This is a genomic window from Bacillus sp. FSL K6-0138, assembly GCF_037982765.1.
Lineage (GTDB): Bacteria > Bacillota > Bacilli > Bacillales > Bacillaceae > Bacillus > Bacillus glycinifermentans.
Window position 1 is genome coordinate 2,869,141 of the sequence record NZ_CP150286.1, and the last position, 24,049, is coordinate 2,893,189.

Annotated in this window: 22 protein-coding genes and 1 riboswitch; of the genes, 1 reads left to right on the forward strand and 21 read right to left on the reverse strand. The window is 50.3% G+C overall.

Annotated features, from left to right (window positions below):
* Positions 1–4 precede the first annotated feature (4 nt).
* The 4 genes from gmk to MHB78_RS15305 all read right to left on the reverse strand — a co-directional run bounded on the left by gmk (position 5) and on the right by MHB78_RS15305 (position 4,672).
* On the reverse strand, positions 5–619 hold the full coding sequence (gmk, locus tag MHB78_RS15290; protein ID WP_046129011.1) for a guanylate kinase: 615 nt from the start codon (positions 617–619) through the stop codon (positions 5–7).
* 8 nt (positions 620–627) lie between these two features.
* Complete coding sequence (remA, locus tag MHB78_RS15295) at positions 628–897, reverse strand: extracellular matrix/biofilm regulator RemA (protein WP_003181657.1); 270 nt, start codon at positions 895–897, stop codon at positions 628–630.
* Positions 898–974: 77 nt separating this feature from the next.
* Positions 975–1,850, reverse strand: coding sequence for a YicC/YloC family endoribonuclease (locus MHB78_RS15300; RefSeq protein WP_046129012.1), 876 nt, complete (start codon positions 1,848–1,850; stop codon positions 975–977).
* Between the two features lie 149 nt (positions 1,851–1,999).
* Entirely contained in the window at positions 2,000–4,672 is a 2,673-nt protein-coding gene (locus MHB78_RS15305; RefSeq protein WP_046129013.1) for a calcium-translocating P-type ATPase, SERCA-type, read from the reverse strand.
* Positions 4,673–4,811: 139 nt separating this feature from the next.
* Here MHB78_RS15305 and MHB78_RS15310 point away from each other — a divergent pair, with 139 nt between their 5' ends.
* Entirely contained in the window at positions 4,812–6,527 is a 1,716-nt protein-coding gene (locus MHB78_RS15310; RefSeq protein WP_046129014.1) for an NFACT RNA binding domain-containing protein, read from the forward strand.
* Positions 6,528–6,596: 69 nt separating this feature from the next.
* On the opposite strand, the gene MHB78_RS15315 is transcribed toward MHB78_RS15310, so the two are convergent.
* The 17 genes from MHB78_RS15315 to MHB78_RS15395 all read right to left on the reverse strand — a co-directional run bounded on the left by MHB78_RS15315 (position 6,597) and on the right by MHB78_RS15395 (position 24,019).
* Positions 6,597–8,152, reverse strand: a protein-coding gene (locus MHB78_RS15315) for an IS3 family transposase (RefSeq protein ID WP_231947403.1) whose coding sequence is annotated in 2 segments (ribosomal slippage) — positions 6,597–7,495 and positions 7,495–8,152 — 1,557 coding nt in all. Because the reading frame shifts where the segments join, the coding sequence is not laid out codon by codon here.
* Positions 8,153–8,218: 66 nt separating this feature from the next.
* Positions 8,219–8,713: an NAD(P)-dependent oxidoreductase gene (locus tag MHB78_RS15320; protein WP_046130691.1), complete on the reverse strand. Its 495-nt coding sequence runs from the start codon at positions 8,711–8,713 to the stop codon at positions 8,219–8,221.
* The gene (locus MHB78_RS15325) at positions 8,694–9,479 is read right to left on the reverse strand and encodes a sirohydrochlorin chelatase (protein ID WP_046130692.1); all 786 of its coding nucleotides are present in this window, start codon (positions 9,477–9,479) and stop codon (positions 8,694–8,696) included. The genes MHB78_RS15320 and MHB78_RS15325 overlap by 20 nt, the downstream gene beginning before the upstream one ends.
* A 1-nt stretch (position 9,480) precedes the next feature.
* Positions 9,481–10,254, reverse strand: a complete 774-nt coding sequence (gene cobA / locus MHB78_RS15330; RefSeq protein ID WP_046130693.1) for a uroporphyrinogen-III C-methyltransferase — start codon at positions 10,252–10,254, stop codon at positions 9,481–9,483.
* Positions 10,255–10,409: 155 nt separating this feature from the next.
* A complete protein-coding gene (gene cysC, locus MHB78_RS15335; RefSeq protein WP_046130694.1) occupies positions 10,410–11,003 on the reverse strand; it encodes an adenylyl-sulfate kinase in 594 nt (197 codons plus the stop codon).
* 15 nt (positions 11,004–11,018) lie between these two features.
* Positions 11,019–12,155 (reverse strand): sulfate adenylyltransferase, encoded by a 1,137-nt coding sequence (gene sat / locus MHB78_RS15340; protein WP_046130695.1) that lies wholly within the window; start codon positions 12,153–12,155, stop codon positions 11,019–11,021.
* 25 nt (positions 12,156–12,180) lie between these two features.
* Positions 12,181–13,242, reverse strand: a complete 1,062-nt coding sequence (locus tag MHB78_RS15345; protein WP_046130696.1) for an inorganic phosphate transporter — start codon at positions 13,240–13,242, stop codon at positions 12,181–12,183.
* Between the two features lie 11 nt (positions 13,243–13,253).
* Positions 13,254–13,955 carry a phosphoadenylyl-sulfate reductase gene (locus MHB78_RS15350; RefSeq protein WP_046130697.1) on the reverse strand — a complete coding sequence of 234 codons (702 nt, stop codon included), beginning with the start codon at positions 13,953–13,955 and terminating at the stop codon, positions 13,254–13,256.
* An 87-nt stretch (positions 13,956–14,042) separates the two neighbouring features.
* Positions 14,043–14,186 (reverse strand): YezD family protein, encoded by a 144-nt coding sequence (locus MHB78_RS15355; protein ID WP_082094093.1) that lies wholly within the window; start codon positions 14,184–14,186, stop codon positions 14,043–14,045.
* Between the two features lie 76 nt (positions 14,187–14,262).
* Positions 14,263–14,368: riboswitch (SAM riboswitch) on the reverse strand.
* 150 nt (positions 14,369–14,518) lie between these two features.
* Positions 14,519–15,151, reverse strand: a complete 633-nt coding sequence (gene pyrE / locus MHB78_RS15360) for an orotate phosphoribosyltransferase (RefSeq protein WP_046130699.1) — start codon at positions 15,149–15,151, stop codon at positions 14,519–14,521.
* Positions 15,148–15,867, reverse strand: coding sequence for an orotidine-5'-phosphate decarboxylase (gene pyrF / locus MHB78_RS15365; RefSeq protein WP_046130700.1), 720 nt, complete (start codon positions 15,865–15,867; stop codon positions 15,148–15,150). The genes pyrE and pyrF overlap by 4 nt, the downstream gene beginning before the upstream one ends.
* A complete protein-coding gene (locus MHB78_RS15370) occupies positions 15,836–16,771 on the reverse strand; it encodes a dihydroorotate dehydrogenase (RefSeq protein ID WP_046130701.1) in 936 nt (311 codons plus the stop codon). The genes pyrF and MHB78_RS15370 overlap by 32 nt, the downstream gene beginning before the upstream one ends.
* A complete protein-coding gene (locus MHB78_RS15375; RefSeq protein ID WP_046130702.1) occupies positions 16,771–17,541 on the reverse strand; it encodes a dihydroorotate dehydrogenase electron transfer subunit in 771 nt (256 codons plus the stop codon). The genes MHB78_RS15370 and MHB78_RS15375 overlap by 1 nt, the downstream gene beginning before the upstream one ends.
* The gene (gene carB, locus MHB78_RS15380) at positions 17,538–20,753 is read right to left on the reverse strand and encodes a carbamoyl-phosphate synthase (glutamine-hydrolyzing) large subunit (protein ID WP_046130703.1); all 3,216 of its coding nucleotides are present in this window, start codon (positions 20,751–20,753) and stop codon (positions 17,538–17,540) included. Before carB ends, MHB78_RS15375 begins: the two co-directional genes overlap by 4 nt.
* Positions 20,738–21,832, reverse strand: coding sequence for a carbamoyl phosphate synthase small subunit (locus MHB78_RS15385; RefSeq protein WP_046130704.1), 1,095 nt, complete (start codon positions 21,830–21,832; stop codon positions 20,738–20,740). Before MHB78_RS15385 ends, carB begins: the two co-directional genes overlap by 16 nt.
* A complete protein-coding gene (locus MHB78_RS15390) occupies positions 21,829–23,115 on the reverse strand; it encodes a dihydroorotase (protein WP_046130705.1) in 1,287 nt (428 codons plus the stop codon). Before MHB78_RS15390 ends, MHB78_RS15385 begins: the two co-directional genes overlap by 4 nt.
* Complete coding sequence (locus MHB78_RS15395; protein ID WP_046130706.1) at positions 23,099–24,019, reverse strand: aspartate carbamoyltransferase catalytic subunit; 921 nt, start codon at positions 24,017–24,019, stop codon at positions 23,099–23,101. The genes MHB78_RS15390 and MHB78_RS15395 overlap by 17 nt, the downstream gene beginning before the upstream one ends.
* Between the last annotated feature and the right edge of the window lie 30 nt (positions 24,020–24,049).

The window sequence follows — 24,049 nt, forward strand, 5'->3', positions numbered from 1 at the left end:
AAGTTTATTCAACCTCCAGCATTTTCTTATATCTTGGGGCAACGCGATCCCGCCTCAAATGCTCGGCGAGAACGATTGCTTTAATTTTTTCGCAGGCAAGCTCGATGCTGTCATTTTCGACAACATAGTCATAGGCGTCCATCAGTTCGATTTCTTCCTTCGCCGCTTTCATCCGGTTTTCGATGAGGGCCTCTGTTTCCGTCCCTCTTGTGACGATCCGGTTTTTCAGCTCGGCGAGGCTCGGCGGCGCCAAAAAGATAAACAGCCCTTCTGGAAAGGCCTTCCTCACTTGAAGCGCTCCCTGAACCTCGATTTCAAGGAAAACGTCCTTTCCTTCCTGAAGCGTTTTTTCAACGTAGTCAATGGGCGTGCCGTAATAGTTGCCGACGTATTCGGCCCATTCGAGCAGCTTGTTGTTCTCAATCATTTCTTCAAACTCTTCGCGGGTTTTAAAAAAGTAGTCCACTCCGTCCCGTTCGCCTTGTCTCGGCTTTCTCGTCGTGACGGAAATCGAATATTCAAATTTTGTGTCCTCCTGAGCAAACAGCGCCTGTCTGACTGTTCCTTTGCCGACGCCTGAAGGGCCGGAGAGAACGATCAATAATCCTCTTTCTTTCATAAGGCTCTTTATCCCTGCCCTTCATCCATGATTTCTTCTTTTACAGAAAGCCTTTGTGCTACTGTCTCAGGCTGGACGGCAGATAAGATGATATGGTCACTGTCCATAATGACAACCGCACGCGTTCTTCTTCCATATGTAGCATCTATGAGCATGCCGCGGTCTCTCGCGTCCTGGATCATCCGTTTGATGGGCGCGGACTCAGGACTCACAATCGAGATGAGCCGGTTGGCGGATATGATATTTCCAAAGCCGATATTGATCAGTTTAATCGTCATCCTATACGTTCCCCCTGTATATTTGGACGTCTCTAGTTTAACCTGATGAGAACGTCCGTAAACAATACGCACAATCGCTATTCTATATTTTGCACTTGTTCTTTTATTTTTTCAATAGAGCTTTTCATTTCGACCACGCGTTTTGTGATGTGGTGATCATTTGCCTTTGAACCAATCGTGTTGGATTCGCGGTTTAATTCCTGAACGAGAAAGTCGAGCTTGCGGCCGCAGGCGCCTCCCGCTTCGCAAATATCGCGGAACTGGCGGAAATGGCTTTTCAGCCTCGTTACTTCTTCCGTGATGTCTGAGCGGTCTGCAAACAAGGCCACTTCCGTCAGCAGGCGGCTTTCGTCAAAACGGTCGGCCGACCATTCTTCAAGCCTTGATTCAAGGCGTTCGCGGTAATGGTCGACGACCGCGGGGGCGAGCGCTTCGATTTCGCCGGTCAGTTTCTCAAGCTTAGCGATGTGCTGAAGGCAGTCGTCTTTCAGTCTCTCTCCCTCAGCTTCGCGCATGCTGCACAGTTCGCTGACGGCCGCTTCAACCGCCTCAAGGAGAACCCGCTCAAGGTGTTCGTGATAAACGGGCTCCTCTTCGATTTGTATGACGTGTTCAAACCGTAAGGCATCATGAAGCGTGATCTCGCCTGAAAGCTTATAGCGGTCTTTCATTTCGCCGGCCGTCTTCATGTATTCTTCAAGCAGCGGCCAGTCGACCTGGATTTTCCGGCTGATGAGCGCCTCATCGTCAACCGAAACAAACAGCTCCAGCCGTCCTCTTTGTATATGTTTAAAAATCGTCTGCTTTATTTTGTCTTCCAAATAGAGCAATGGCCTTGGCATGCGGGCGTTCACTTCTTTAAAGCGATAGTTGACAGATTTCAGCTCAACAGCTACCGTCAGACCATCCTCCGTTTTGCTCGCGCTGCCGAAACCGGTCATACTCCGTATCATAAAACACACCCAATTCTGTATACTTTCATCAAAAATTGATGATGCTTTAGGCAACGATGTGCCTTCTCACGAAAATGCCGAAGCGATTTCCGGCAAGCTTAAAAAGGCAATAGAAACCTCTATTACCTTTAAGATTATATCATACAAGCCTACTTTTTTCTTGTCAAAAGTGACCCGGCAAGCAAAAAAGTTGGGATGGCCGACATTCCGATAATCAGCAGCCAGTCCGCCATTAAGATCGGCACGGTGTGGAAGATCGGCTGCAGCGGCGGATAGTAAATGACGACAAGCATCAGTACAATCGAAGACAACACGGCGCCGAGCAGATAAACGTTTTCAAACGGGTTCCGTTCAAAAATGGACCGCTCGCTGCGGCAGTCAAACACGTGAATGAGCTGGGCAAGCACCAGAGTGGCAAACGCAACGGTCTGGGCATATGCAAGCGCATCCGGGTTGCGGTGGTAGATAAACATGAATGCCGCAAGCGTCGCCGCCCCGATTAAAAAGCCGCGCGATACAACTTTCCAGCCAAGGCCTCTCGCAAAGACCCCCTCTTTCGGGTGGCGCGGCTTCCGCCTCATCACATCGCCTTCCGGCTGATCCATTCCGAGCGCCATGGCCGGCAGTCCGTCCGTCACAAGGTTGACCCAAAGGATCTGGATCGGAACGAGCGGCAACGGCAGGGCAAGCATCATCGCAAACAGCATGACAAGAATTTCCCCGACATTTGAAGCGAGCAGATATCTGATAAACTTCCTAATATTTTCGTAGATGTTCCGCCCTTCTTTGATCGCCGACTTGATCGTGGCGAAATTATCATCGACAAGAATGAGGGATGAAGCTTCTTTGGCGACATCTGTTCCGGTGATGCCCATCGCGATGCCGATATCAGCCTGCTTGATCGCCGGCGCATCATTGACGCCGTCACCCGTCATCGCGACCACATGGCCGTTTTCCTGATAGGCAGTGACGATTTTCAGCTTGTGCTCGGGCGATACTCTGGCAAACACGTACACGTCTTCGACGATTTCTGTCAGCTCTTCCTGTGTAAGCTCATTGAGCGTCTGCCCGTCCATGACTTTACCGCCCCGCGGCAAAAGCCCCAGCTGTTTTGCAATCGCCTTTGCCGTTGTCACGTGGTCGCCTGTGATCATGACCGTTTTGATTCCGGCATCGCGGCATTCTTTAATGGCCTGTTTTACTTCAGGCCGAGGAGGGTCAATCATTCCCAAAAGCCCGATAAACGTTAAGTCTGACTCCGCTTTTTCAAGGGTGAGATTCGCAGATTCCCTGACCGGTTTATAGGCGACAGCAATCGTCCTCAGCGCCTGGGATGCGAGCATTTCCAGCGCGGTGTTCGTTTCGGCGAGTCTCTCTTTTGTAATCGGCTCGCGCCTGCCTTCTTTATAGACGGCGGAGGAGCGCTTCATTAACACATCGGGAGCGCCCTTGGCAATGACAAAGCGCTTGCCGCTTGCATCCTCCGCGACGACGGACATCATTTTCCGGGCCGAATCAAACGGAAACTCTTCGACAATCTTAAAATGTCCGCTGACATATCGGTCCGTAAACCCCGCTTTTTTGGCGGCTGTCAACAGAGCGCCTTCCGTCGGGTCTCCATCGAGGCGGAACTCGCCGTCTTCTTCAATGATCGAGGATGAATTGCACAATGCGCCAAACAGGAGCACCTGCTGCAATGACTTGTGGTTTTTGACTTGAATCTCCCGGCCGTTCATGCTGAAAGAGCCTTGTGGATCGTAGCCGATGCCTGACACGTTCCACGTTTTCCCCTCTGACCATACGTGGGTGACGGTCATTTTGTTCTGCGTCATCGTTCCCGTCTTATCGGAGCAAATAATCGAAGCGCAGCCCAGCGTTTCAACGGCGGGCAGCTTTCTGACGATCGATTTTTGCCTGATCATCCGCTGAACGCCGAGGGACAGGGCGACCGTGACAATCGCCGGCAGCCCTTCGGGAATGGCGGCGACGGCGAGCGAAACGCCGGCTAAAAACATGCTGTACAGATCATGGCCTCGAACAACGCCTGCCACCACGACAAGGAGCGTCAACAAGAGCGCAGCCACGATCAGGATTTTCCCGAGCTCCTCCAGCCTTCTTTGCAGCGGAGTCGCCGCATTTCCGGCCGACTCAAGCATATCGGCGATTTTTCCCATCGCCGAGTTCATCCCGGTGCCAATGACGATCCCGATCCCGCTTCCCCTTGTCACGAGCGTTCCCATAAAGGCCATGTTCGTCAAATCGCCGAGCGACACATCCGAAGCCTGAAAACGTTCCGACTGCTTTGATACCGGAAGCGACTCGCCGGTTAGTGCCGACTCTTCTATTTCAAGACTTTTCGTCTCGATCAGCCTGAGATCAGCACCGATTCTGTCCCCGCTTGAAAAACGCACGACATCTCCCGGCACAAGCTCTCTTGAAGGAATTTTGACCCAGCTTCCGTCGCGGAGCGCCGTCACCTGCGGGGCGGACAGTTCCTTTAATGCCTGAAGCGATTTCTCCGCCTTTCGTTCCTGGAAAAAACCGAGGATGCCGTTTACGAAGATGATCGCAATGATGGCAATCGCGTCGATATATTCACCCAAAAAGCCGGAAACCACCGTGGCCGCAAGCAGCACAAGAACCATGAAGTCTTTAAACTGCGAAAAAAACAAAGCCAATGCCGACGTTTTTTCGCCTTCAAGAAGTTCGTTTGCCCCGTGTCTTTCAAGCCGCTTTTTAACCTCTTTTTCTGTCAGCCCTTTCTCAATGGACGTTTTTGTTACGTTTAACAATTCGGTTTGTCCCATCTCGTGCCATTTCATTGAATCGTCCACTCCTTCTGCCCTTAAAGCTTTCCTTTGTCTCTATAAGTCAATTTATTCAGACTCGTCCTAAATCATGCTATAATTATTCGGACAGACACATGATGAAGAGGATAAATAAGAAAAGGGTGTTTTTAATATGTCTTTTGACGGCATTTTTACATACGGAATGATAGGAGAATTGAATGAAACGATTAGGGGCGGGCGAATCACCAAAATCCATCAGCCGTTTAAGCATGAGCTGATTTTTCACATCAGGGCTAACGGAAAAAACCGCAAACTGCTGCTCTCCGCCCACCCCAGCTATGCCAGGGTTCATCTTACAGAGGAAGCGTACGGCAATCCGAGCGCTCCGCCGATGTTTTGCATGCTCCTCCGCAAGCATTTGGAGGGCGGTTTCGTCGAACAGATCGAACAAGTCGGCATGGACAGGGTGATCGTATTTCACATGAAAAGCCGCAATGAAGTCGGCGACATGCTCACAAGAAAGCTCGTCGTGGAAATCATGGGAAGGCACAGCAACATCGTCTTGACCGACGGGGAAAAAGGCATCATCATTGACAGCTTAAAGCACCTTTCTCCATCGATTAACAGCTATCGGACCGTTCTTCCAGGCTATGATTACATCCTGCCGCCCGCGCAAAACAAGCTGTCGCCGCTTGAGGCGGATAAGGAAGACATTCTCCGCCACCTCAATTTTCAGGAGGGGAAATTAGACAGACAGATCGTCGACACCTTCTCCGGGGTCTCCCCCCTCTTTGCAAAAGAAGCCGTGTTCCGGGCCGGGCTTGCAAACAGGGCAACGCTTCCAGATGCGCTTATGAGGATGTTTGCCGACGTCAAAAACCAGAGCTTTACCCCGCAGCTTGTGACAGAAGACGGAAAGGAATATTTCTATCTGCTTGATTTGACGCACGTAAAAGGAGACAGGCGGCCGTTCGGGACGCTGAGCGGACTCCTTGACCGCTACTATTTCGGAAAAGCGGAAAGGGACCGCGTCAAACAGCAGGCCCATGACTTGGAACGGTTCGTCATGAACGAAAAGAAAAAGAACGAAAACAAGATCAAAAAGCTCAAAAAAACGCTGGCGGATTCCAAAAACGCCAAGGAATACCAGCTGTACGGAGAGCTGTTGACGGCAAACCTTTACAAGCTGAAAAAAGGCGATAAAGAAGCCAAAGTCGCCAACTATTATGATGAAAACGGCGGGGAGGTCACAATTCCCCTCAATCCGAATAAAACGCCGTCTGAAAATGCGCAAAGCTATTTTACAAAATATCAGAAGGCGAAAAATTCAGTGGAAGTCGTCAAAGAACAAATCAGGCTCGCTGAGGAAGAGATCGCTTATTTCGACCAGCTGATGCAGCAGCTCGCGTCTGCATCGCCAAAGGATCTGCAAGAAATCCGCGAAGAGCTTCAAGAAGGAAACTATTTGCGCGCCAAACAGCAGCCGGGCCAGAAAAAGCAGAAAAAACAAGCCCCTTCTCTGGAAACCTATGAATCTACGGCGGGAGAAACGATCCTCGTCGGAAAAAACAACAAGCAGAACGAATATTTGACGATGAAGCTGGCCGCCCGGGACGACCTTTGGCTGCACACGAAAGATATCCCGGGCTCACACGTCGTGATCCGCGCAAGCGATCCTGACGAACAAACGATCCTTGAAGCTGCCCGGATCGCAGCATACTTCAGCAAAGCGAAAAACTCAGCTTCAGTCCCTGTCGACTATACGAAAATCCGCCATGTCAAAAAGCCGAACGGCGCAAAGCCCGGTTTTGTCACATATGACCGCCAGCAAACCGTTTTCGTGACGCCTGATGAAGACCTTGTCATCAAGCTGAAAACTTCGCGCTAAACGAAAAAAAGGCCTGAACCGTTATGATCTGCACCCTGTCAAGTAGACAGTGGAAATAACTCAAACACACTAGACGGCTTTAGCCCTGTATTCCACTGGGCTGAGGCCGTTTAGTTTTTCTTGTAGACGATCGTGGTTGTAAAAGTGGATATATTCATCAATTGCGCTTTGAAGTGCCTCAAATGTCTCGTACGAATTCCGTCTGTATTTCTCGCATTTTAATTTCCCCCAAAACGACTCAATGGGGCCGTTATCAATACAGCGGCCGACGCGGGACATACTCTGTGTCATATTTGCGTTTTCAATCATCCTTCTAAACTGGTGGGACGTGTATTGAAAACCTCTGTCGCTGTGAAGGAGAGGACGTGCGTTTGGGGCTGCCTCAAGCGCTTGGTTCAAGGTTTTAAACACAAGGGCGTTATTATTGGATTTCCCCAGCACATAAGACACGACCATTCCCTCATGAAGATCTAAAATGGCACTGAGGTACGCTTTCCGATGGCCGTATTTTAGCTCTGTCACATCAGTCACCCATTTTTGATTTGGTTTGTCCGCTTTAAACTCTCGATTCAGGATATTTTCGGACACATGTTGAGGCGTCGCTTTGCCGTAACGTTTTTTCTTCCGCCGAATGACACACTCCAGCTTGGCAATTTTCATCAGCCGATAGATGCGCTTATGATTGAGGCGCTCTTTAAAGCGGCGGTTCATGTTTAAGGTCATTCTGCGGTATCCGTAGATACCGCCAATTTGTTCGTGAAGTAGCGCCATTTTGGCGATAATCTTTTCATTCTGTTTTTCTCTCGCTGAAGGTACTCGGCTCCTCCATTTGTAATACCCCTGGCGCGAAACTTCGGCAATCTCACATAACATTTGGACAGAAAAGCCTTCTTTTCGATTCAGCTCTAAAATGGCGAGATATCGATCTTCGTACCGAACCTGACTTAGAACCGCCTCCTTTTGATCTCTTCCAACTTTTTTAAGAACGCATTCTCTGCGCGCAAACGCTCATTTTCCTGTTCCAGCCGTTTGTTTTCCCGTTGAATTTTTTCTTCAGGTGTCAATTCTTCTTCGGTTTTGCGTTTTCCCCGTGTATCTTTTAAGGCTTCTTCTCCACCTTCTTGATACTTTTTCACCCATTGATACACCTGTTGATAGGAAACTTGATGAATCTCCATCGATCTGGCGTAATCTTTTCCGTGGGCTAGGCAATCCTTCGCAATCTTAATCCGTTCTTCCAAAGAAACATTCTTCCGTTTGGTCATTAAACGATTCCTTCCTCTCCCACTGTCTTTTAACGTTTTATGACCATTATAAAGCTCGACCCACTTCATGAGCACGGATTTACTGGAAATCTTATATTTTCTCGAGACTTCTCTTTGAGTGTAGCGTCCGGATAAGAAGTCTTTCACGGCGGCGTATTTTAATTCTGCGGGATAGAACTTATGGCACTTTGAACGTTCCAGACTTTCCACACCGGCCATATCATGCGATGTTCTCCATTCACGAATTGTTTCGGCATGAATGTCATATTTTTCTGCAATTTCATTCACCGAATTATTCTCCTGATCACATTCTGATAGAATATTCAATTTTTCCTTTTTTGAAAACCATTTTCCAGCCATGAAAAAACTCCCCCAAGGCAAACAGATTTTTTTATTTCATCTGTCTACCTTTAGGGGAGCATATCATTATCGGTTCGGGCCTCTTCTTTTTCGGAAAAGTTCATCGATCTCCCGGACGAGCTCGTCATCGATCAGTCCGTCGATCCGCCCGGCCAATTCGATCGTATGGCTCGGGCTTGCGCCGTTTGTCGAGACGCTGATGGTGATGTTTCCTTTTTTGACGATTTTCGGAACGTACACATTTCCGAGCTCAGCCTCGCTCGCAACATTGACGAGCTGGCCTTCTCCGGCTGATCTTGCAATCCGCTTATTCGCCTCGCGATCATCTGTTGCAAGTATGATGAGAAAGGCGTCTTTCACATCTTCAGGCTCCGCTTTTTTCCGCTTCCAGCAAACCCCGTGTTTTTCGATCAGCTCGAGCATGTCAGCCGATACGTCAGGGCTTATGACGGTAACGGATGCGCCTTCACCCGCCACCGCTTTCAGCCGCCTTGCCGCAATCCGCCCCCCGCCTGCGATGACGACGGGCTTGCCGCTCATGTTAATGTGAAGCGGAAGCATCGGCGGCTCCTTTGAAATCGAAGGAACGGTCATGATTAATAACGGCTTCCTTGACGCGGTTTAAAAAGGCGTTTTTGACGTGCGGGTGGAAGCCGAGATATTCAGAGAGCACAACGTCTGGATTGGTTTCCTTCAGCTTTTCGGTCTCCCTTTCGATCTCCTTCATCAGCATCCCTGTAAACAACAGATACGGAACGATGAATGTCGTTTTTCCGCCGCTTTCTTTAAGCTGTGAAAAAACGTCGCGATAATTCGGTTCACATGCGGTCATAAAACAAGGAATGACCTCATCAACCGGAGCCAGCGCTTTGAGGCGGGCTGCAATCTCTGTGACATCCCGCAAGACGTCCGGATCTGAGCTCCCCCTTCCGATCAATACGATCCTCGCATGTTCATAAGGAACGCCAGTCTCTTCGATCCGCGTCAAAACGGCTTTGACGACCTCCTGATCAACGCCGATCGGCTTGCCGTAAGTGACGCTGATGGAAGGATACTGGGAAGAAACACGGGCGATTTCTGCCGGGATGTCTTTTTTGGCGTGTGCGGCGGTCAAAAGGAGAAGCGGCACCGCGGCGATATGCGTCGCGCCCTTTTCTGCGCACGCTTTAAATCCCGATTCAATATCAGGCGGTGCAAGCTCCAAAAAAGAGATTTCCTGAATGGGTGCGGACATGTCGCTTCTGCACCCTTCCAAAAAAGCGGCTGCTTCTTGTTGTGCTTTTTTCAGACGGCTGCCGTGGCCGATATACAAAATGGCTTGTTTCATGTTAAAGCGCCTCGCTTAGTGCTGTATTTTTCAGCTCGGTTTCGTACCAGTTCAAACGCGAGCGGAAGTTGACCACATCGCCGATGACGATGAGGCTCGGGTTAACGATTTTTTCGTTTTCGGCGGTTTCGGCAAGCGTTTCAACCGTGCAAACCACCGTTTTCTGCTTGTCCGTCGTTCCCCAGTGGATGAAAGCAGCCGGTGTTGAACGGTCTCTGCCGTTTTCGATTAAAAGCCTTTCGATTTGCTTCACGTTTTTGATCCCCATGTAGATGACGAGGGTATCGATTCCGGTCGCCAGCGCTTTCCACTTTTCCTCAAAGTCTTCTTCTGCCTTGTAATGGCCCGTCACGAAAGCGACGTTTGAACTCGCATCCCGGTGAGTTACTGGGATGCCGGCATAAGCGGCCGCTGCGATCCCTGAAGTGATCCCGGGAACGATTTCAAAGGGAATTCCGTTTTCTGCGAGGCTTGCGGCTTCCTCTCCTCCTCTGCCGAAAACGAAAGGGTCCCCCCCTTTTAGTCTGACGACGATTTTTCCTTTTTTCGCATATTTGACGAGAAAATGGTTGATCGTCTCCTGCTTCATCATATGATAATCGGGAAGCTTTCCGCAGTATATGAGGTCTGCTCCCTCTTTTGCATGCTGAAGGATCTGTTTGTTGACAAGCCGGTCGTATAAAATGACGTCGGCTTTCTGGATCGCTTTCAAAGCTTTGATTGTCAGTAAATCGGGGTCTCCAGGACCTGCCCCAACGATATACACTTTCCCCATCTTGCACTTTCCCCCGATCGATCAAAATCGTTTCACTTCATTTCATTATAAATCATAAAGAAAGCGTTCGGTGATGAAAATGTCACAACACGCCAAACGTTTTCTTTATGAAATAGGAAAGTGCAGTCAATGCACTTTCCTATTGGCCAAGCGTTTTATTTCGTTTCGTTTTTTACGTATTCAACGAGCCTGTCTTTGCACTCGTTCCGGTCATGCTCGCTCGTATTAAGGATGAGCTCAGGCGATTCAGGTTCTTCATACGGCGAATCGATGCCCGTGAAAAATCGAATTTCCCCGTTTCTCGCTTTTTTGTACAAGCCTTTCGGGTCCCTTTTTTCGCACGTTTCCAAATCGCATTTGACGTACACTTCGTGGAATTCGTTTTCCCCGAGGAGCTGTCTGACAAGGTCGCGGTCTTCTTTAAAAGGAGAAATAAACGCCGTAATCACGATCGTACCCTGCTCGACGAACAGCTTTGCGACTTCGCCGATCCGGCGGATGTTCTCTTTCCGGTCCTCATCCGAAAATCCGAGGTCTTTGTTCAGGCCGTGTCTGACGTTATCGCCGTCAAGCACCGTCACCTGAAAGCCTTCTTCAAACAGCTGGCGGGCGGCTGCGTTGGCAATCGTTGATTTCCCCGAGCCGCTCAAACCTGTCAGCCAAATAATTCCGCTTTTATGTCCGTTTTTCTCATGATATTCCTTCTTTGTAATGGATGCCTCGTGCCAGACGATGTCTTTATTCACCAACGGTTTTTCCTCCCTTTAAGAAACGCCGGCTGCTAAGCCTTTGATTAAGGTTTCGATGACTTCGGGACGGCTGAATGTGCTTGGCGGGAACTCGCCGTTTCTCAGCATTCCCCTCACTTTTGTGCCGGACAAAATGACATGGTGCTCCCTGTCATGCGGGCAAGTTTTTGCCGTCGCCATTGATCCGCACACATTGCAGTAAAAGCTGTGTTCAAATTTCATCGGAGTGATGCCGATTTCTTCTGGCGTGAACTGATCGAACAGCTCCTGGGCTTCATATGTTCCGTAATAATCGCCGACACCCGCATGGTCCCTTCCGACGATGAAATGGGTGCAGCCGTAATTTTTTCTGACGAGCGCATGGAAGATCGCTTCTTTCGGACCTGCATAACGCATCGCTGCCGGGAAAACGCCAAGGAAGACGCGGTCTTTCGGATAATATCCGTCAAGCAGCACCCGGTAGCTTTTCATCCTGACATCTGCCGGAATATCGTCTGACTTCGTTTCTCCGACTAACGGATTGAGGAAAAGTCCGTCAACTGTTTCCAGCGCGGTTTTTTGAATGTATTCATGCGCTCTGTGCACAGGATTTCTCGTTTGGAATCCGACGATCGTTTTCCAGCCGAGCTCGGCAAACTTCCGTCTCGTCTCCGCCGGTTCAAACGTATGGGCAGGGAACTGCTTTTCGCTCCGTTTGATGAGTGTGATCGGGCCGCCGACATAGACATCGCCCCGCTCGAACAATTTTTTGACGCCCGGATGGTTCAGATCGTCAGTTTTATAGACGTTCACAGCTTCTTTTTTCTTATTGGGCTTGTAGATGTCTTCGATTTCAATGACCCCGTATGTTTCTCCCCCGTATGTGAGGCGGACGGTGTCGCCCGTTTTGAATTCGGCGGCTTTTTGTCCGTCAACGGGAAGGCTGATCGGAAGCGTCCAAACATCGCCGCTCGCAAGCCTCATCGTTTCTACGACAGAAAGGTAGTCTTTTTCCGTAAGGAAGCCTTCGATCGGGCTGTACGCCCCGATCCCGATCAATTCGAGATCGGCAAATGCGATCAGGTCAAGTTCGATTTCAGGTCCGATATGTTTCACATCGTATGCTTCATTGACGCGGTTAACCAATACACCGCCGTGTGGCGCTAAACTCATAACTTTATTTCCCCCTACTTGGTGTTTAAATTCCCCCGCCCTGTTCATGGACGGAGCTGTGTTCCTTTTTCACTGCTCTCATCAGGCTGATCGTTCCGACTGATGCAAGAAGAACGCTCGTGACGACGATGAGAGAATAGTAGTCTCCTTTTAAGAAAAGGCTGACCAGCATATAAGACAGGCTCAAGGAAAGAAATGGCGAAACGATCCACACTTTCAGCATCGTTTTGACCACCTGTTTATGAAAAACATTGCCGCCGTTTTTCGCCATTCCCATCCCTATAATAGAAGATGATGTCACTTGCGTGAGCGGAACCGGAAGGCCGAAAATAGAACTGATAATGACAAGGCCCGATCCTGTCCCCGAAAGAAGGATCCCCTCTCCTTTGGAGAATCTGGTGATCTTTTTGCCGTTTGTTTCAAGGACGCGCCGGCCCAACAAAAGGGCGCCGAGCGCGACAAACACCCCGCCGTACAGCGTACCTTGGCCGACGGTCAAAACATGCGCCGCCACCAGCGGCCCAACAGCGTTTGCGACATTGTTCATTCCCGCCGAGAAAGCTTCCATAAAACCGGCAATGACCAGAACGGCCGTCAAGATCTGAAGTTTTTTTCCTGAGGCCGGTTTGACCATCTTTTTCATGATCTTGGCCATCACGTAAGTAAAACAAAACGCGATAAAAGGGATAATCACCCAAAACGCGACAATCACCGTCAAAGATTTGACATACAATACTTGATACGCGACACCTACACCGACGACAGATCCGACTGTCACTTCACTTGTCGATAAAGGAATTCCGAGAACATTTGCGATAAAGAGCGACAAAGCCGCGGATCCGATGATGATGCAGACGATTTCAAGCGTAATCACCCGTTCGGGAATGATCCCTGAGCTGATCGTTTTGACGACTTCCCCTCCGCCGATGACGGCTCCGAGAAGAATGCCGGCCGCACAGATCAGAAGCGCGTGAAACTGTTTTTTCACAGCTTCCGACCCGTAGGCGATGCCCATAGAGGCCGCTGCACCGCTCGCACCGATATTCATCGCAAAAAACAGGCTAAATATAATGGCGGCAAGTTCCATGACTCATCTCCTTACTCGTGTAATCCGCATTCTGTTTTATTCAATCCATTCCAGCGGCCGGAGCGGAGATCGTCCATCGTAAAGGCCGGCGACGTGCACGGTGCGCAGCCGATGCTCGGATAGCCCTGGTCGTGAAGCGGATTGTACGGCAGATCGTGCTTTGTCACATATCTCCAAATATCCTTCCATGTCCAATGGATGAGCGGGCAGACTTTGATAGACTTGAATTTATCGTCCTTGTTTAAAAAGTTCGTCTTGCTCCGCCCCTCGGACTGCTCGCGGCGCAGCCCCGACAGCCATGCCGGATATGCTGAAAGCGTCTCGCGGAGAGGGATGACCTTTCTCATTTCACAGCAGAGGTTCGGGTTGGTCTCCCAAAGTTTGTCCCCGTATTCCTGAGCCTGCTGTTCGACTGTAAGTTCCGGTTTCTTCATCATAATCTGAAGGCCCGGATATCGTTCTTTGACAGCCTCTATCGTTTCATACGTTTCTTTAAAATGAAGCCCTGTATCAAGAAAAACGATGACGGCGTCTTTTTTCACCTTATAGATTAAATCGATGAGGACGATCCCTTCGATTCCGAAGCTGCACGCGTATACGAGCTGATCGCCGTAATGGCCGTACGCCCATTTGAGGACGGACAGCGCGCCTTTATAAGAATCATCCTCCTGAAACGTGATCGTCGGTTCTTCCCATGTACTGTAAGTAAATATTTTCGGTTCCCCCTTTTTTTGCCAACAAAAAAACGGCTTTCAGCAGAAAAAAACTCTGTGAAAACCGCCTCTAGTTTGTCTAGTCAGCTATTTCAATCTTATTTTTTCATTTTTTTCGATTTGAATGACCTTTCCATCCTGGACAACGATTGTGATGGATCCGTAGCTCATATCCTTCAGCATGTCTTTCATTGTGATGATCGCTTTGTCCAGCTGCTCATCCGTTTTCATTGCCAGCTCCTCCTTTTGCCCCGAAAAATAAAATCTTTCTTCCAAATGTGAAAGAAAGACGAGGAACTTTATATATTCCTTATCTCTCAAAATGAGCGCATTTTGCTGGAAGTAGCACCTTACGAATACACGCAGGTTGCCGGGTTTCATCGGACCAGTCCCTCCACCGCTCTTGATAAGTTTGCTTTTGTATTTTTAAATTTTAGCACAATTCGAATAAAAGTCAACCCGACTTTTTTTATAGGATTAATAAAAAATAAAAATGGTTCGATTTTACTATTTTTTGGAGTATCAAAAAAGCCGTCCCCTTCATAAAGAGACGACTGCTTTCTTCATATTTTCATCCATGCTGTTGATTGCGGATCTGCTTTCCATTCTTTCAGCTTTGCTGCATCTGCTTCGCTGATATAGCCTTCGGCAAGCACTGCTTCTGTCAGCGTGTCGTAGTCGGTCAGGGTATGGTATTCGACGCCCGCTTCATCGAAGGCGATACCCGCTTTCGGAAGCCCGTACGTGAAGATTGCAGCAACGCCAAGCACCTCGCAGCCGGCATCATTTAAAGCGGAGACGGCTTCAAGAACACTGCCGCCCGTCGAGATCAGATCTTCGATAACAACAACTTTTTGCCCTTTTTTGACCGCTCCTTCGATTTGATTTCCTTTTCCGTGCGCTTTCGGCTTGCTTCTGACGTAGCACATCGGCAGGCGGAGCCTGTCAGCGGCAAGCGCCGCGTGAGGAATTCCCGCTGTTGCCGTGCCCGCAATGATTTCTGCTTCCGGATATTTGTCTTTGATCAACCCGGCAAGGCCTGATGCGATGTCATCCCTTACCTCAGGATACGAAAGCGTCAACCTGTTGTCGCAGTAAATCGGCGACTTCATGCCGCTCGCCCATGTAAACGGCTCATTCGGCCGCAGGAAAACCGCCTTGATTGCTAATAGATGCTTTGCAATTTCTGTTTTCATGCTTTGATTCCCTCCCACTCAAGCACTATTTTTCGATAAGCCGAAACCGGATCTTCCGCTTGTGTGATCGAACGGCCGACCACGATCGCGGAAACGCCTTTTTCCCTCGCCATGGCTGGCGTTGCCACTCTGACTTGATCGTTCTTATTGTCATCGGCAAGCCGGATTCCCGGCGTCACCGTCAGAAAGGAAGGAGACGTCTCCAGGCAGATCCGGTCCGCTTCGTGAACCGAACAGACGACGCCGTCAAGCCCGCTCTCTTCTGCGAGCTTGCTGTAGCGAAGAACGGTTTCTTCAAGCGGCGTTTCGATCAAAAGCTCATGCTGCAGCATGTCAGGCGACGTGCTTGTCAGCTGTGTAACAGCGATTAATGACGGCCGTTTCTGCCCTGAGACAGTCCCGGCTTCAAGGCCTTCAAGCGCGGCCTCCATCATCCGTCTTCCCCCTGCTGCGTGCACATTGACAAGACTGACGCCAAAACCAGCCAGCCTTTTCATCGCCTTATATACGGTCGTCGGAATGTCATGGCACTTTAAGTCGAGAAATATCCGGCAGTTTTGCTTCTTAAGCTGCTCAAGGATGTAAGGACCTTCCTGATAAAAGAGCTCCATTCCGACTTTTACAAAAAGAGTTTCTCCGTCAAACCGCTTCAAAAACGCAAGCGTTTCCTGTGCGGATGGAAAATCAAGCGCGATGATGGGCGGCGTATTGTTCATGTTTCCAGCTCCTTCCGATGCATTCATCAATAGATCGATATCCGTATTTTCCTAAAACGCGCGGCAAGTCTTCAATGATTTCCGGACAGGCGAACGGATTGACGAAATTGGCCGTGCCGACCGCGACCGCGCTCGCCCCTGCCAGCAGAAATTCAAGTGCATCTTCCGCCGACTGCACCCCGCCCATGCCGATGATCGGAATGCTGACCGCCTGGCTGACTTCATAAACCATCCGGATTGCGACCGGTTTTACGGCCGGACCTGATAATCCTCCGGTTTTGTTCGCCAAAATCGGCTTGCCTGTCTTCAAGTCGAGCCTCATGCCGATCAGGGTGTTGATCATCGTCAGCCCGTCGGCGCCCGCTTCTTCGATCGCTTGGGCGATTTCCGCAATGTCTGTGACATTCGGCGACAGCTTCACATAAACGGGCACATCGGAAACACCCTTAACCGCCTTCGTCAGCTCAGCCGCCATTTCCGGACGCGTGCCGAACGCGATCCCGCCCGTTTTGACGTTCGGACAGGAAATGTTCAGCTCGAGCGCATGCACATTCGGCGCTTTGCTGATTTCTTGCGCAACCTCGACATAATCTTCAAGCTGTGAACCGGCTACATTGGCGATAATCGGCGTATCGAATTGTTCGAGCCAGGGAAGTTCGTGTTCCATGACAGCCTGCACGCCGGGATTTTGCAGTCCGATCGCATTCAGCATGCCGGCTTGCGTTTCGGCGACCCTCGGCGTCGGATTCCCGAAGCGCGGTTCGCTCGTCGTTGCTTTGATCATGATCGCCCCGAGGCATGAAAGATCATACAGGTTTGCAAACTCTTTTCCGAAACCGAAGCATCCGGAAGCCGGAATGATCGGATTTTTCAACCTGAGGCCGGGCAAATTTACTTCAAGCATTACAAAAGCACCTCCTGCGCTTTAAAAACAGGGCCGTCCAGACAGACTTTCACGTACGGCTTTTCGCTTTCGTCCGTATGGCACACACAGGCAAAACAAGCGCCGATTCCGCAGCCCATCCGCTCTTCCATCGACAAGTAAACGTCTTTATCCGGATAGCGCTCCTTTAACGCCTTCAGCATCGGCGTCGGCCCGCAGGCGAGAAGGCAGTCAAACTGAAGCTCTTCTGCTTCGATGACATCTGTGACAAACCCTTTCGTCCCATGGGTGCCGTCTGCTGTAGCAATATAGACAGGGCCGAATTCAGAGAATTCCCGCTCGTAAAAAACGTCTTTGGCTGACGCGAATCCTAACACTTGAACGACATTGACGCCTCGGCTTGTCAGCTGCCTTGCGAGCTCGTAAAGCGGCGGGACGCCGATCCCCCCTCCGACTAAAAGAGCCGTTTGGCCGGGGGCAAGCGCATCTTGCGGAAATCCGTTTCCGAGCGGTCCGAGTACGTCAACGAGATCTCCCTTTTCCTTTAATGAGAGAAGCCGTGTCCCCTCTCCGTCCTTTCGGAAAATAACCGTGATTTCCCGGTTGTCCCGATCAATGCGTGCGATGCTGATCGGCCGCCTTAACAAAGGGGTGACAGACTCGGCGACTTTCAAATGAAGGAACTGGCCGGGGGCGCTGCACGACTCAGCAAGCTCCCCTTTCAGCACCATTTGATAAATGTTATCGGCAATGCAATCGTTGGAACGAACCGTCATATATCCTTTTTTCATCTGACGGCCGCCGCCTCTTGACCGACTTTGACAGCGGGCATATGATCGGCGCGGAAGCTCATGCTTTCTAGCACCCTCAAAATCGCTTCTGCCGTGTCTAATGACGTCAGGCAGGCCACGCCGTTTTCCACCGATTCCCGTCTGATTCTGAAGCCGTCCCTTTCCGGCTGCTTTCCTTTTGTCAAAGTATTCACGACGAACTGCGCTTCCCCGTTGCGGATGACGTCAAGCAGATTCGTGCCTTCCTCGCCGATTTTCCCGACGGTTTTCACAGGGACGGATGCCTCCCGCAGGCAATCTGCCGTTCCTTCTGTCGCCAGGATTTTATAGCCGATGGCGTGGAACCGTTTGGCGATATGGAGTCCTTCTTCCTTGTCTTTATCAGCGACGGTCAGAAGCACAGATCCGTAATTCGGGATCTGGATGCCTGAAGCGATCAGTCCTTTATAAAGCGCCTTTTCGAGTGTCGTATCTTTCCCCATGACTTCACCAGTCGATTTCATTTCCGGACCGAGCGTGATGTCCACTCTCCTCAGCTTTGCGAAGGAGAAGACCGGAACTTTTACATAGACGCCTTCCTGCTCTTTTTGAAGGCCTTCTGTATATCCCATATCGGCAAGCTTTTGGCCGAGAATGATCTTTGTCGCGAGATTTGCCATCGGAATTCCGGTGATTTTGCTGAGGAACGGCACCGTCCGGCTTGAGCGCGGATTCACCTCAAGGACATAGACCTCATCTTTTGAAAGGACGAACTGAATGTTGAGCAGTCCGATGATGTTCAAGCCTTTCGCGAGTTCGACCGTATACTGTTCGATCTTTTTCTTGATCTCTATAGAGAGCGATTGCGGCGGATAGACGGCAATCGAGTCTCCGGAGTGGACGCCCGCCCGTTCGATATGCTCCATGATCCCCGGAATGACGATCGTTTCCCCGTCGGAAATCGCGTCGACTTCGATTTCTTTTCCGATTAAATATTTATCGATGAGAACAGGATGCTGCGGGTTGATTTTGACCGCATGTTCCATGTAATGAAGAAGCTCTTCTTCATGGTACACGATCTCCATCGCCCTTCCGCCGAGAACGTAGGATGGGCGCACAAGCACAGGGTAGCCGATACGGCCTGCGATTGTGACGGCTTCACCCACAGAAGTTGCCGTTTTACCGAGCGGCTGAGGAACATTCAGCGTTTCAAGCGCATTCTCGAATTTGTCGCGGTCTTCTGCGCGATCCAAGTCCTCCAGCGACGTTCCGAGAATGTTTACCCCCCTCTCTGCCAGTTCATTGGCGAGATTGATCGCAGTTTGTCCGCCGAATTGGACGACGACGCCTTCCGGCTGCTCCAAGTCGATGACATGCATGACATCTTCAATCGTCAGCGGCTCAAAGTACAGCTTGTCGGAAATGCTGAAGTCCGTCGACACAGTCTCAGGGTTGTTGTTAATGATAATCGCTTCATAGCCGGCTTCTTTGATCGCCCAGACCGAATGCACCGTCGCATAGTCAAACTCAACCCCCTGGCCGATCCGGATCGGGCCTGAGCCGAGCACGACCACGCTCTTTTTCCCGGTTCTTAAAGACTCGTTTTCTTCTTCATACGTGCTGTAAAAATAAGGCGTTTCCGATTCAAATTCGGCCGCGCACGTATCAACCATTTTATAAACCGGCGTGATGCCCGCTTCTTTTCTAAGCTCATACACCTTTCGTTCAGGCATTTCCCACAGGCGGCTGATGAAGCGGTCTGAAAAGCCGAGTTCTTTCGCCTCTTTCAACAGCGCAAGATCGCCGCGCTCCGCTTGCAGTTTTTCTTCGAAGCGGATAATCCCTTCCAGTTTATACAGGAAGAAAACGTCAATCTTAGAAAATTCGTGGAGATCAAGGACAGTATAGCCCCTTCTGAATGCTTCTGCCAAATAGAAAAGCCGTTCATCGCCCGCTTTTTTGATCCGCTTCTCAAGCACGCCATTTGTAATGTCTTCTGCATCTTTTAATTCAAGGTGGTACACGTCTGCTTCAAGAGAGCGGACCGCTTTAAGAAGAGATTCCTCCAACGTTCTGCCGATCGCCATCACCTCGCCCGTCGCTTTCATCTGCGTGCCGAGTTTGCGGTTTGCCGATTCAAACTTATCGAACGGCCAACGCGGAATCTTTGAGACGACATAATCAAGCGCCGGCTCAAACGAAGCATACGTTTTTCCTGTCACAGGGTTCATCATTTCATCAAGAGACAAGCCGACGGCGATTTTGGCAGCAAGCTTTGCAATCGGGTACCCTGTCGCCTTTGAAGCGAGCGCTGAAGAACGGCTGACCCGCGGGTTGACCTCGATAATGTAGTATTGGAAACTGTCCGGATCAAGCGCCAGCTGCACATTGCAGCCTCCTTCGATTTCGAGCGCGCGGATGATTTTAAGCGATACATTGCGAAGCATTTGGTATTCGCGGTCGCTCAGCGTCTGGCTCGGTGCGACGACGATGCTGTCTCCGGTATGGATGCCGACGGGATCGATGTTTTCCATATTGCAGACGACGATCGCGTGATCGCTCGAATCTCTCATCACCTCATATTCGATCTCTTTATATCCGGCAATGCTTTTTTCGAGCAGACATTGATGAACAGGGCTCATTTTCAAGCCGTTCTCAACGATTTCCTTCAGTTCATCTTCATTTGAACAGATTCCTCCGCCGGTTCCGCCGAGCGTGTATGCAGGTCTGACGATGACCGGAAACCCGATTTTCCCGACAAAATCTTGGGCTTCTGCTAACGAATGGATAATGTCGCTTTCCGGCACCGGCTCGTTGAGCTCATTCATCAAGCTTCTGAACAAATCGCGGTCTTCCGCCTTTTGAATCGCGGACAATTTCGTGCCGAGCACTTCAACGCCGCACTCTTCCAAAATGCCGTTCTCTAACAATTCGACCGCCAAATTCAGGCCTGTCTGGCCGCCCAAGGTAGGCAAAATCGCATCAGGGCGCTCTTTACGGATAATCCGCGTTAAAAACTCGAGCGTCAGCGGTTCGATATAAACCCTGTCTGCCATTTCCGTATCCGTCATAATCGTCGCCGGATTGGAATTGACGAGAATGACTTCATAGCCCTCTTCTTTTAAAGCGAGGCACGCTTGGGTGCCCGCATAATCAAACTCTGCCGCCTGGCCGATTATAATCGGACCTGAGCCGATCACCAAAATCTTTTGAATGTCTACGCGTTTAGGCATACCGTTTCCCCTTCTTTCTCTGTCGTTTCAATCATCTGCAGAAATTGATCAAATAAATGGTTGGCATCCTCAGGTCCCGGTGAAGCTTCCGGGTGATATTGCACCGTAAAGGCAGGCTCTGATTTATGTTTCAGGCCTTCAATCGTGTTGTCGTTGATCGCCACGTGCGTCACTTCAAGCGGCGTATTTTCAACAGATGAAACCGTGTAGCCGTGGTTTTGCGCCGTGATCGATACTCTGCCCGTTTTCAAGCATTTTACCGGATGGTTGGAGCCGCGGTGGCCGAATTTCATCTTGACGGTCTCAGCTCCGCATGCGAGCGCGAACAGCTGATGTCCGAGGCAGATCCCGAACAGCGGCACCTTGCCGAGAATGTTTTGGATCATGGCAATCGCTTCAGGTACGTCCTTCGGATCCCCAGGTCCGTTTGACAGCATGACGCCGTCAGGCTTGAGCTGCATGATTTCTTCAGCGGTTACATGGTGGGGGACGACGATACAATCGCATTTGCGCTTGTTCAATTCCCTTAAGATGCCATGTTTCATGCCGAAATCAACAAGCACGATCCGCTTGCCTCTTCCAGGGCTCGGATAGGCGGTTTTCGTTGACACTTGACTGACCTGATCCCGCGGAAGCTCCGTTTCTTTCATTTTTCTGATCAAAGCGTCCGCGTCCTCATCAGGACCGGCGAACATCCCTTTCAGCGTCCCTGCCGTACGGATCATTCTCGTCAGCTTTCTCGTATCGATTCCCGACAAGCCCGGAATGTTCTTCATTTTTAAATAGTCATCAAGCGTATATGCCGAACGCCAGTTTGAAGGAAGTTGACATAACTCTTTTACTATAAACCCTTTGACATAAGGTGTAATCGATTCAAAATCGTCTCTGTTGATGCCGTAGTTTCCGATCAGAGGATAGGTTAATGTGACAATCTGCCCGCAGTAGGAAGGGTCTGAGAGAATTTCCTGATAGCCCGTCATCCCCGTGTTGAACACGACTTCCCCCATTGTGTTCTCCAGGCTGCCGAAGGCCTTCCCTTCAAATATCGTTCCGTTTTCAAGCACTAGACGTCTTTTCATTTTACGAGTCTCCCCTCTTTGTAAGCGACTTTTCCGGCAGCCATCGTCAATACAGGCCAGCCGAAGCAGTTGATGCCGTCAAACGGCGTATTTTTTCCTTTGGAAAGGAAGCGGTTTTTATCGATTTTGTCTTCTTTTTCAAGATCGATCAGCGTGATGTCCGCCGGTCGTCCGGCTTCAAGCCTTCCGTATGGCAGTCCGAATGCTTCACAAGGCTTAACCGTCATATAATCGACAAGCTGTTTTAATGTCCAGGCACCGTTTTTGACAAAGTGCGTGTACAGAAGCGGAAAAGCCGTTTCCAAGCCGACGATTCCAAACGGGGCGAGGCTCATCGTCTGCTGTTTTTCCGCTTCCGTATGCGGGGCATGGTCTGTTGCGATAAAATCGATCGTTCCATCAAGAAGCCCTTCCAAAAGCGCTTCCCTGTCTTCTTTGCTTCTGAGAGGCGGATTCATTTTGTAATTCGTATCAAGCCCCGGTATATCTGTGTCGCAAAGCAGCAAATGGTGCGGCGTTACTTCCGCAGTGACGCGGATTCCGGCCTTTTTGGCGTCGCGGACGGCCCTGACCGATTCCTTCGTGCTGATATGGCAGACGTGATAATGGCAGCCTGCCGCTTCCGCCAGCAGCACGTCTCTTGCAATATGAACCGCTTCACAGATCGAAGGAATTCCGTTTAGACCGTGTTTTTTTGCAAATTCCCCGTCGTGCACGCTTCCCCCGTAGATCAGCGAATTGTCTTCACAATGGGCGACGATCGCTTTGTTGATCGAGGCCGCCTTTTTCATCGCCTCAAACATCATTCCGGCAGTTTGGACGCCGACTCCGTCGTCTGTAAAGGCGAATGCGCCTGCTTCGGACAATTCGTCGAAATCGGTCATGTCTTTGCCGGTCTGTCTGACCGTAATCGAGGCGTACGGAAGGACCCTGACAGATGCCGTTTCCTGAATGCGATTTGTCAGCCACTCCATTTGTTCTTTCGTATCAGGGACAGGTCGTGTGTTCGGCATCGCAGCTACCGTCGTGAAACCGCCTCTTGCCGCTGCTTGTGCACCCGTTTCAATCGTCTCCTTTTTCTCTCCGCCCGGCTCTCTGAAATGGACGTGAAGGTCGATGAGTCCGGGAGAGACGAACAGTCCTTCAGCATCAATGACCGATTCGCCCGGTTCGGCCTCAAGGGAGCCGATCTCGCTTATGACTTCCCCTTCTATCCTGATGTCACGCTTTATTTTTTCGCCGTTTTCATCCAGCATGAAGCCGTTTTTAATTAAATAAGACATAAGCCTGATCTCCCCTTTTTTCGTTTTCGCGTTTCTCAAGCGCTCTTTTTAAAACCGCCATTCTGATGTAGACCCCGTTTTCCATTTGTTTAAAAATCCTTGATTGCGCCGATTCCACAAGCGCGCTGTCGATTTCGACGCCGCGATTGACCGGGGCCGGGTGCATAATGATCGCATCCTTTTTCAAACGCTTCGCCCGCTCCAGCGACAATCCGAATGTTTGCAAAAACCCGCGATCGGCCGTTTTCGTCTGATGGCGCTCGTGCTGAATCCGAAGCAGCATCACGACGTCTGAATTGGCGACCGCTTCGTCCGCCGGCACATAAGTCCCGTACGGATTATCCGCATCCCGCCACTCGTCCGGTCCTGAGAAAAGAACCGCGGCCCCGAGCCTTGAGAGCACTTCGGCGTTCGAGCGTGCCACTCTGCTGTGCTTGATGTCGCCGTGAATCGATACGGTCAGTCCGTCAAATTTGCCGAATTCCTCGTGAATCGTCATTAAGTCGAGCAGAGATTGCGTCGGATGCTGGCCGCAGCCGTCTCCGGCATTGATTACCGGAATGCCGACACGCCCGACCAATTCCTTGTAATAATCATCCTCCGAGTGCCTGATCACGCAAACATCTGCGCCGATGGATTCAAGCGTTCGTACCGTATCGTACAATGACTCCCCTTTTTGAACGCTTGTCGATACACCGTCCAGATTCAAAACATTCATGCCGAGCTTCTTCTCTGCGACTTCAAAGCTGAAGCGCGTCCGTGTACTCGGCTCAAAGAACAAGTTGGCAGCAAACTTTCCGGAGAGAACGCGATCAGATTTGCCTTTTTTCAGCGCTTCCGCCTCTTCAATCAGACCGAAAATCTCCTCAAGACTCAGCTCGTTCATTGCGGTCAAATGTTTCAATGTTTACCCCTCCGCTTTCATTGAATGTTT

Coding starts and splice junctions, on each gene's coding strand:
- gmk (WP_046129011.1), bottom strand. CDS start 619: ATGAAAGAAAGAGGATTATTGATCGTTCTCTCCGGCCCTTCAGGCGTC.
- remA (WP_003181657.1), bottom strand. CDS start 897: ATGACGATTAAACTGATCAATATCGGCTTTGGAAATATCATATCCGCC.
- MHB78_RS15300 (WP_046129012.1), bottom strand. CDS start 1,850: ATGATACGGAGTATGACCGGTTTCGGCAGCGCGAGCAAAACGGAGGAT.
- MHB78_RS15305 (WP_046129013.1), bottom strand. CDS start 4,672: ATGAAATGGCACGAGATGGGACAAACCGAATTGTTAAACGTAACAAAA.
- MHB78_RS15310 (WP_046129014.1), top strand. CDS start 4,812: ATGTCTTTTGACGGCATTTTTACATACGGAATGATAGGAGAATTGAAT.
- MHB78_RS15320 (WP_046130691.1), bottom strand. CDS start 8,713: ATGCTTCCGCTTCACATTAACATGAGCGGCAAGCCCGTCGTCATCGCA.
- MHB78_RS15325 (WP_046130692.1), bottom strand. CDS start 9,479: ATGAAACAAGCCATTTTGTATATCGGCCACGGCAGCCGTCTGAAAAAA.
- cobA (WP_046130693.1), bottom strand. CDS start 10,254: ATGGGGAAAGTGTATATCGTTGGGGCAGGTCCTGGAGACCCCGATTTA.
- sat (WP_046130695.1), bottom strand. CDS start 12,155: ATGAGTTTAGCGCCACACGGCGGTGTATTGGTTAACCGCGTCAATGAA.
- MHB78_RS15345 (WP_046130696.1), bottom strand. CDS start 13,242: ATGGAACTTGCCGCCATTATATTTAGCCTGTTTTTTGCGATGAATATC.
- MHB78_RS15355 (WP_082094093.1), bottom strand. CDS start 14,186: ATGAAAACGGATGAGCAGCTGGACAAAGCGATCATCACAATGAAAGAC.
- pyrE (WP_046130699.1), bottom strand. CDS start 15,151: ATGAAAACAGAAATTGCAAAGCATCTATTAGCAATCAAGGCGGTTTTC.
- pyrF (WP_046130700.1), bottom strand. CDS start 15,867: ATGAACAATACGCCGCCCATCATCGCGCTTGATTTTCCATCCGCACAG.
- MHB78_RS15370 (WP_046130701.1), bottom strand. CDS start 16,771: ATGCTTGAAGTAAATTTGCCCGGCCTCAGGTTGAAAAATCCGATCATT.
- MHB78_RS15375 (WP_046130702.1), bottom strand. CDS start 17,541: ATGAAAAAAGGATATATGACGGTTCGTTCCAACGATTGCATTGCCGAT.
- carB (WP_046130703.1), bottom strand. CDS start 20,753: ATGCCTAAACGCGTAGACATTCAAAAGATTTTGGTGATCGGCTCAGGT.
- MHB78_RS15385 (WP_046130704.1), bottom strand. CDS start 21,832: ATGAAAAGACGTCTAGTGCTTGAAAACGGAACGATATTTGAAGGGAAG.
- MHB78_RS15390 (WP_046130705.1), bottom strand. CDS start 23,115: ATGTCTTATTTAATTAAAAACGGCTTCATGCTGGATGAAAACGGCGAA.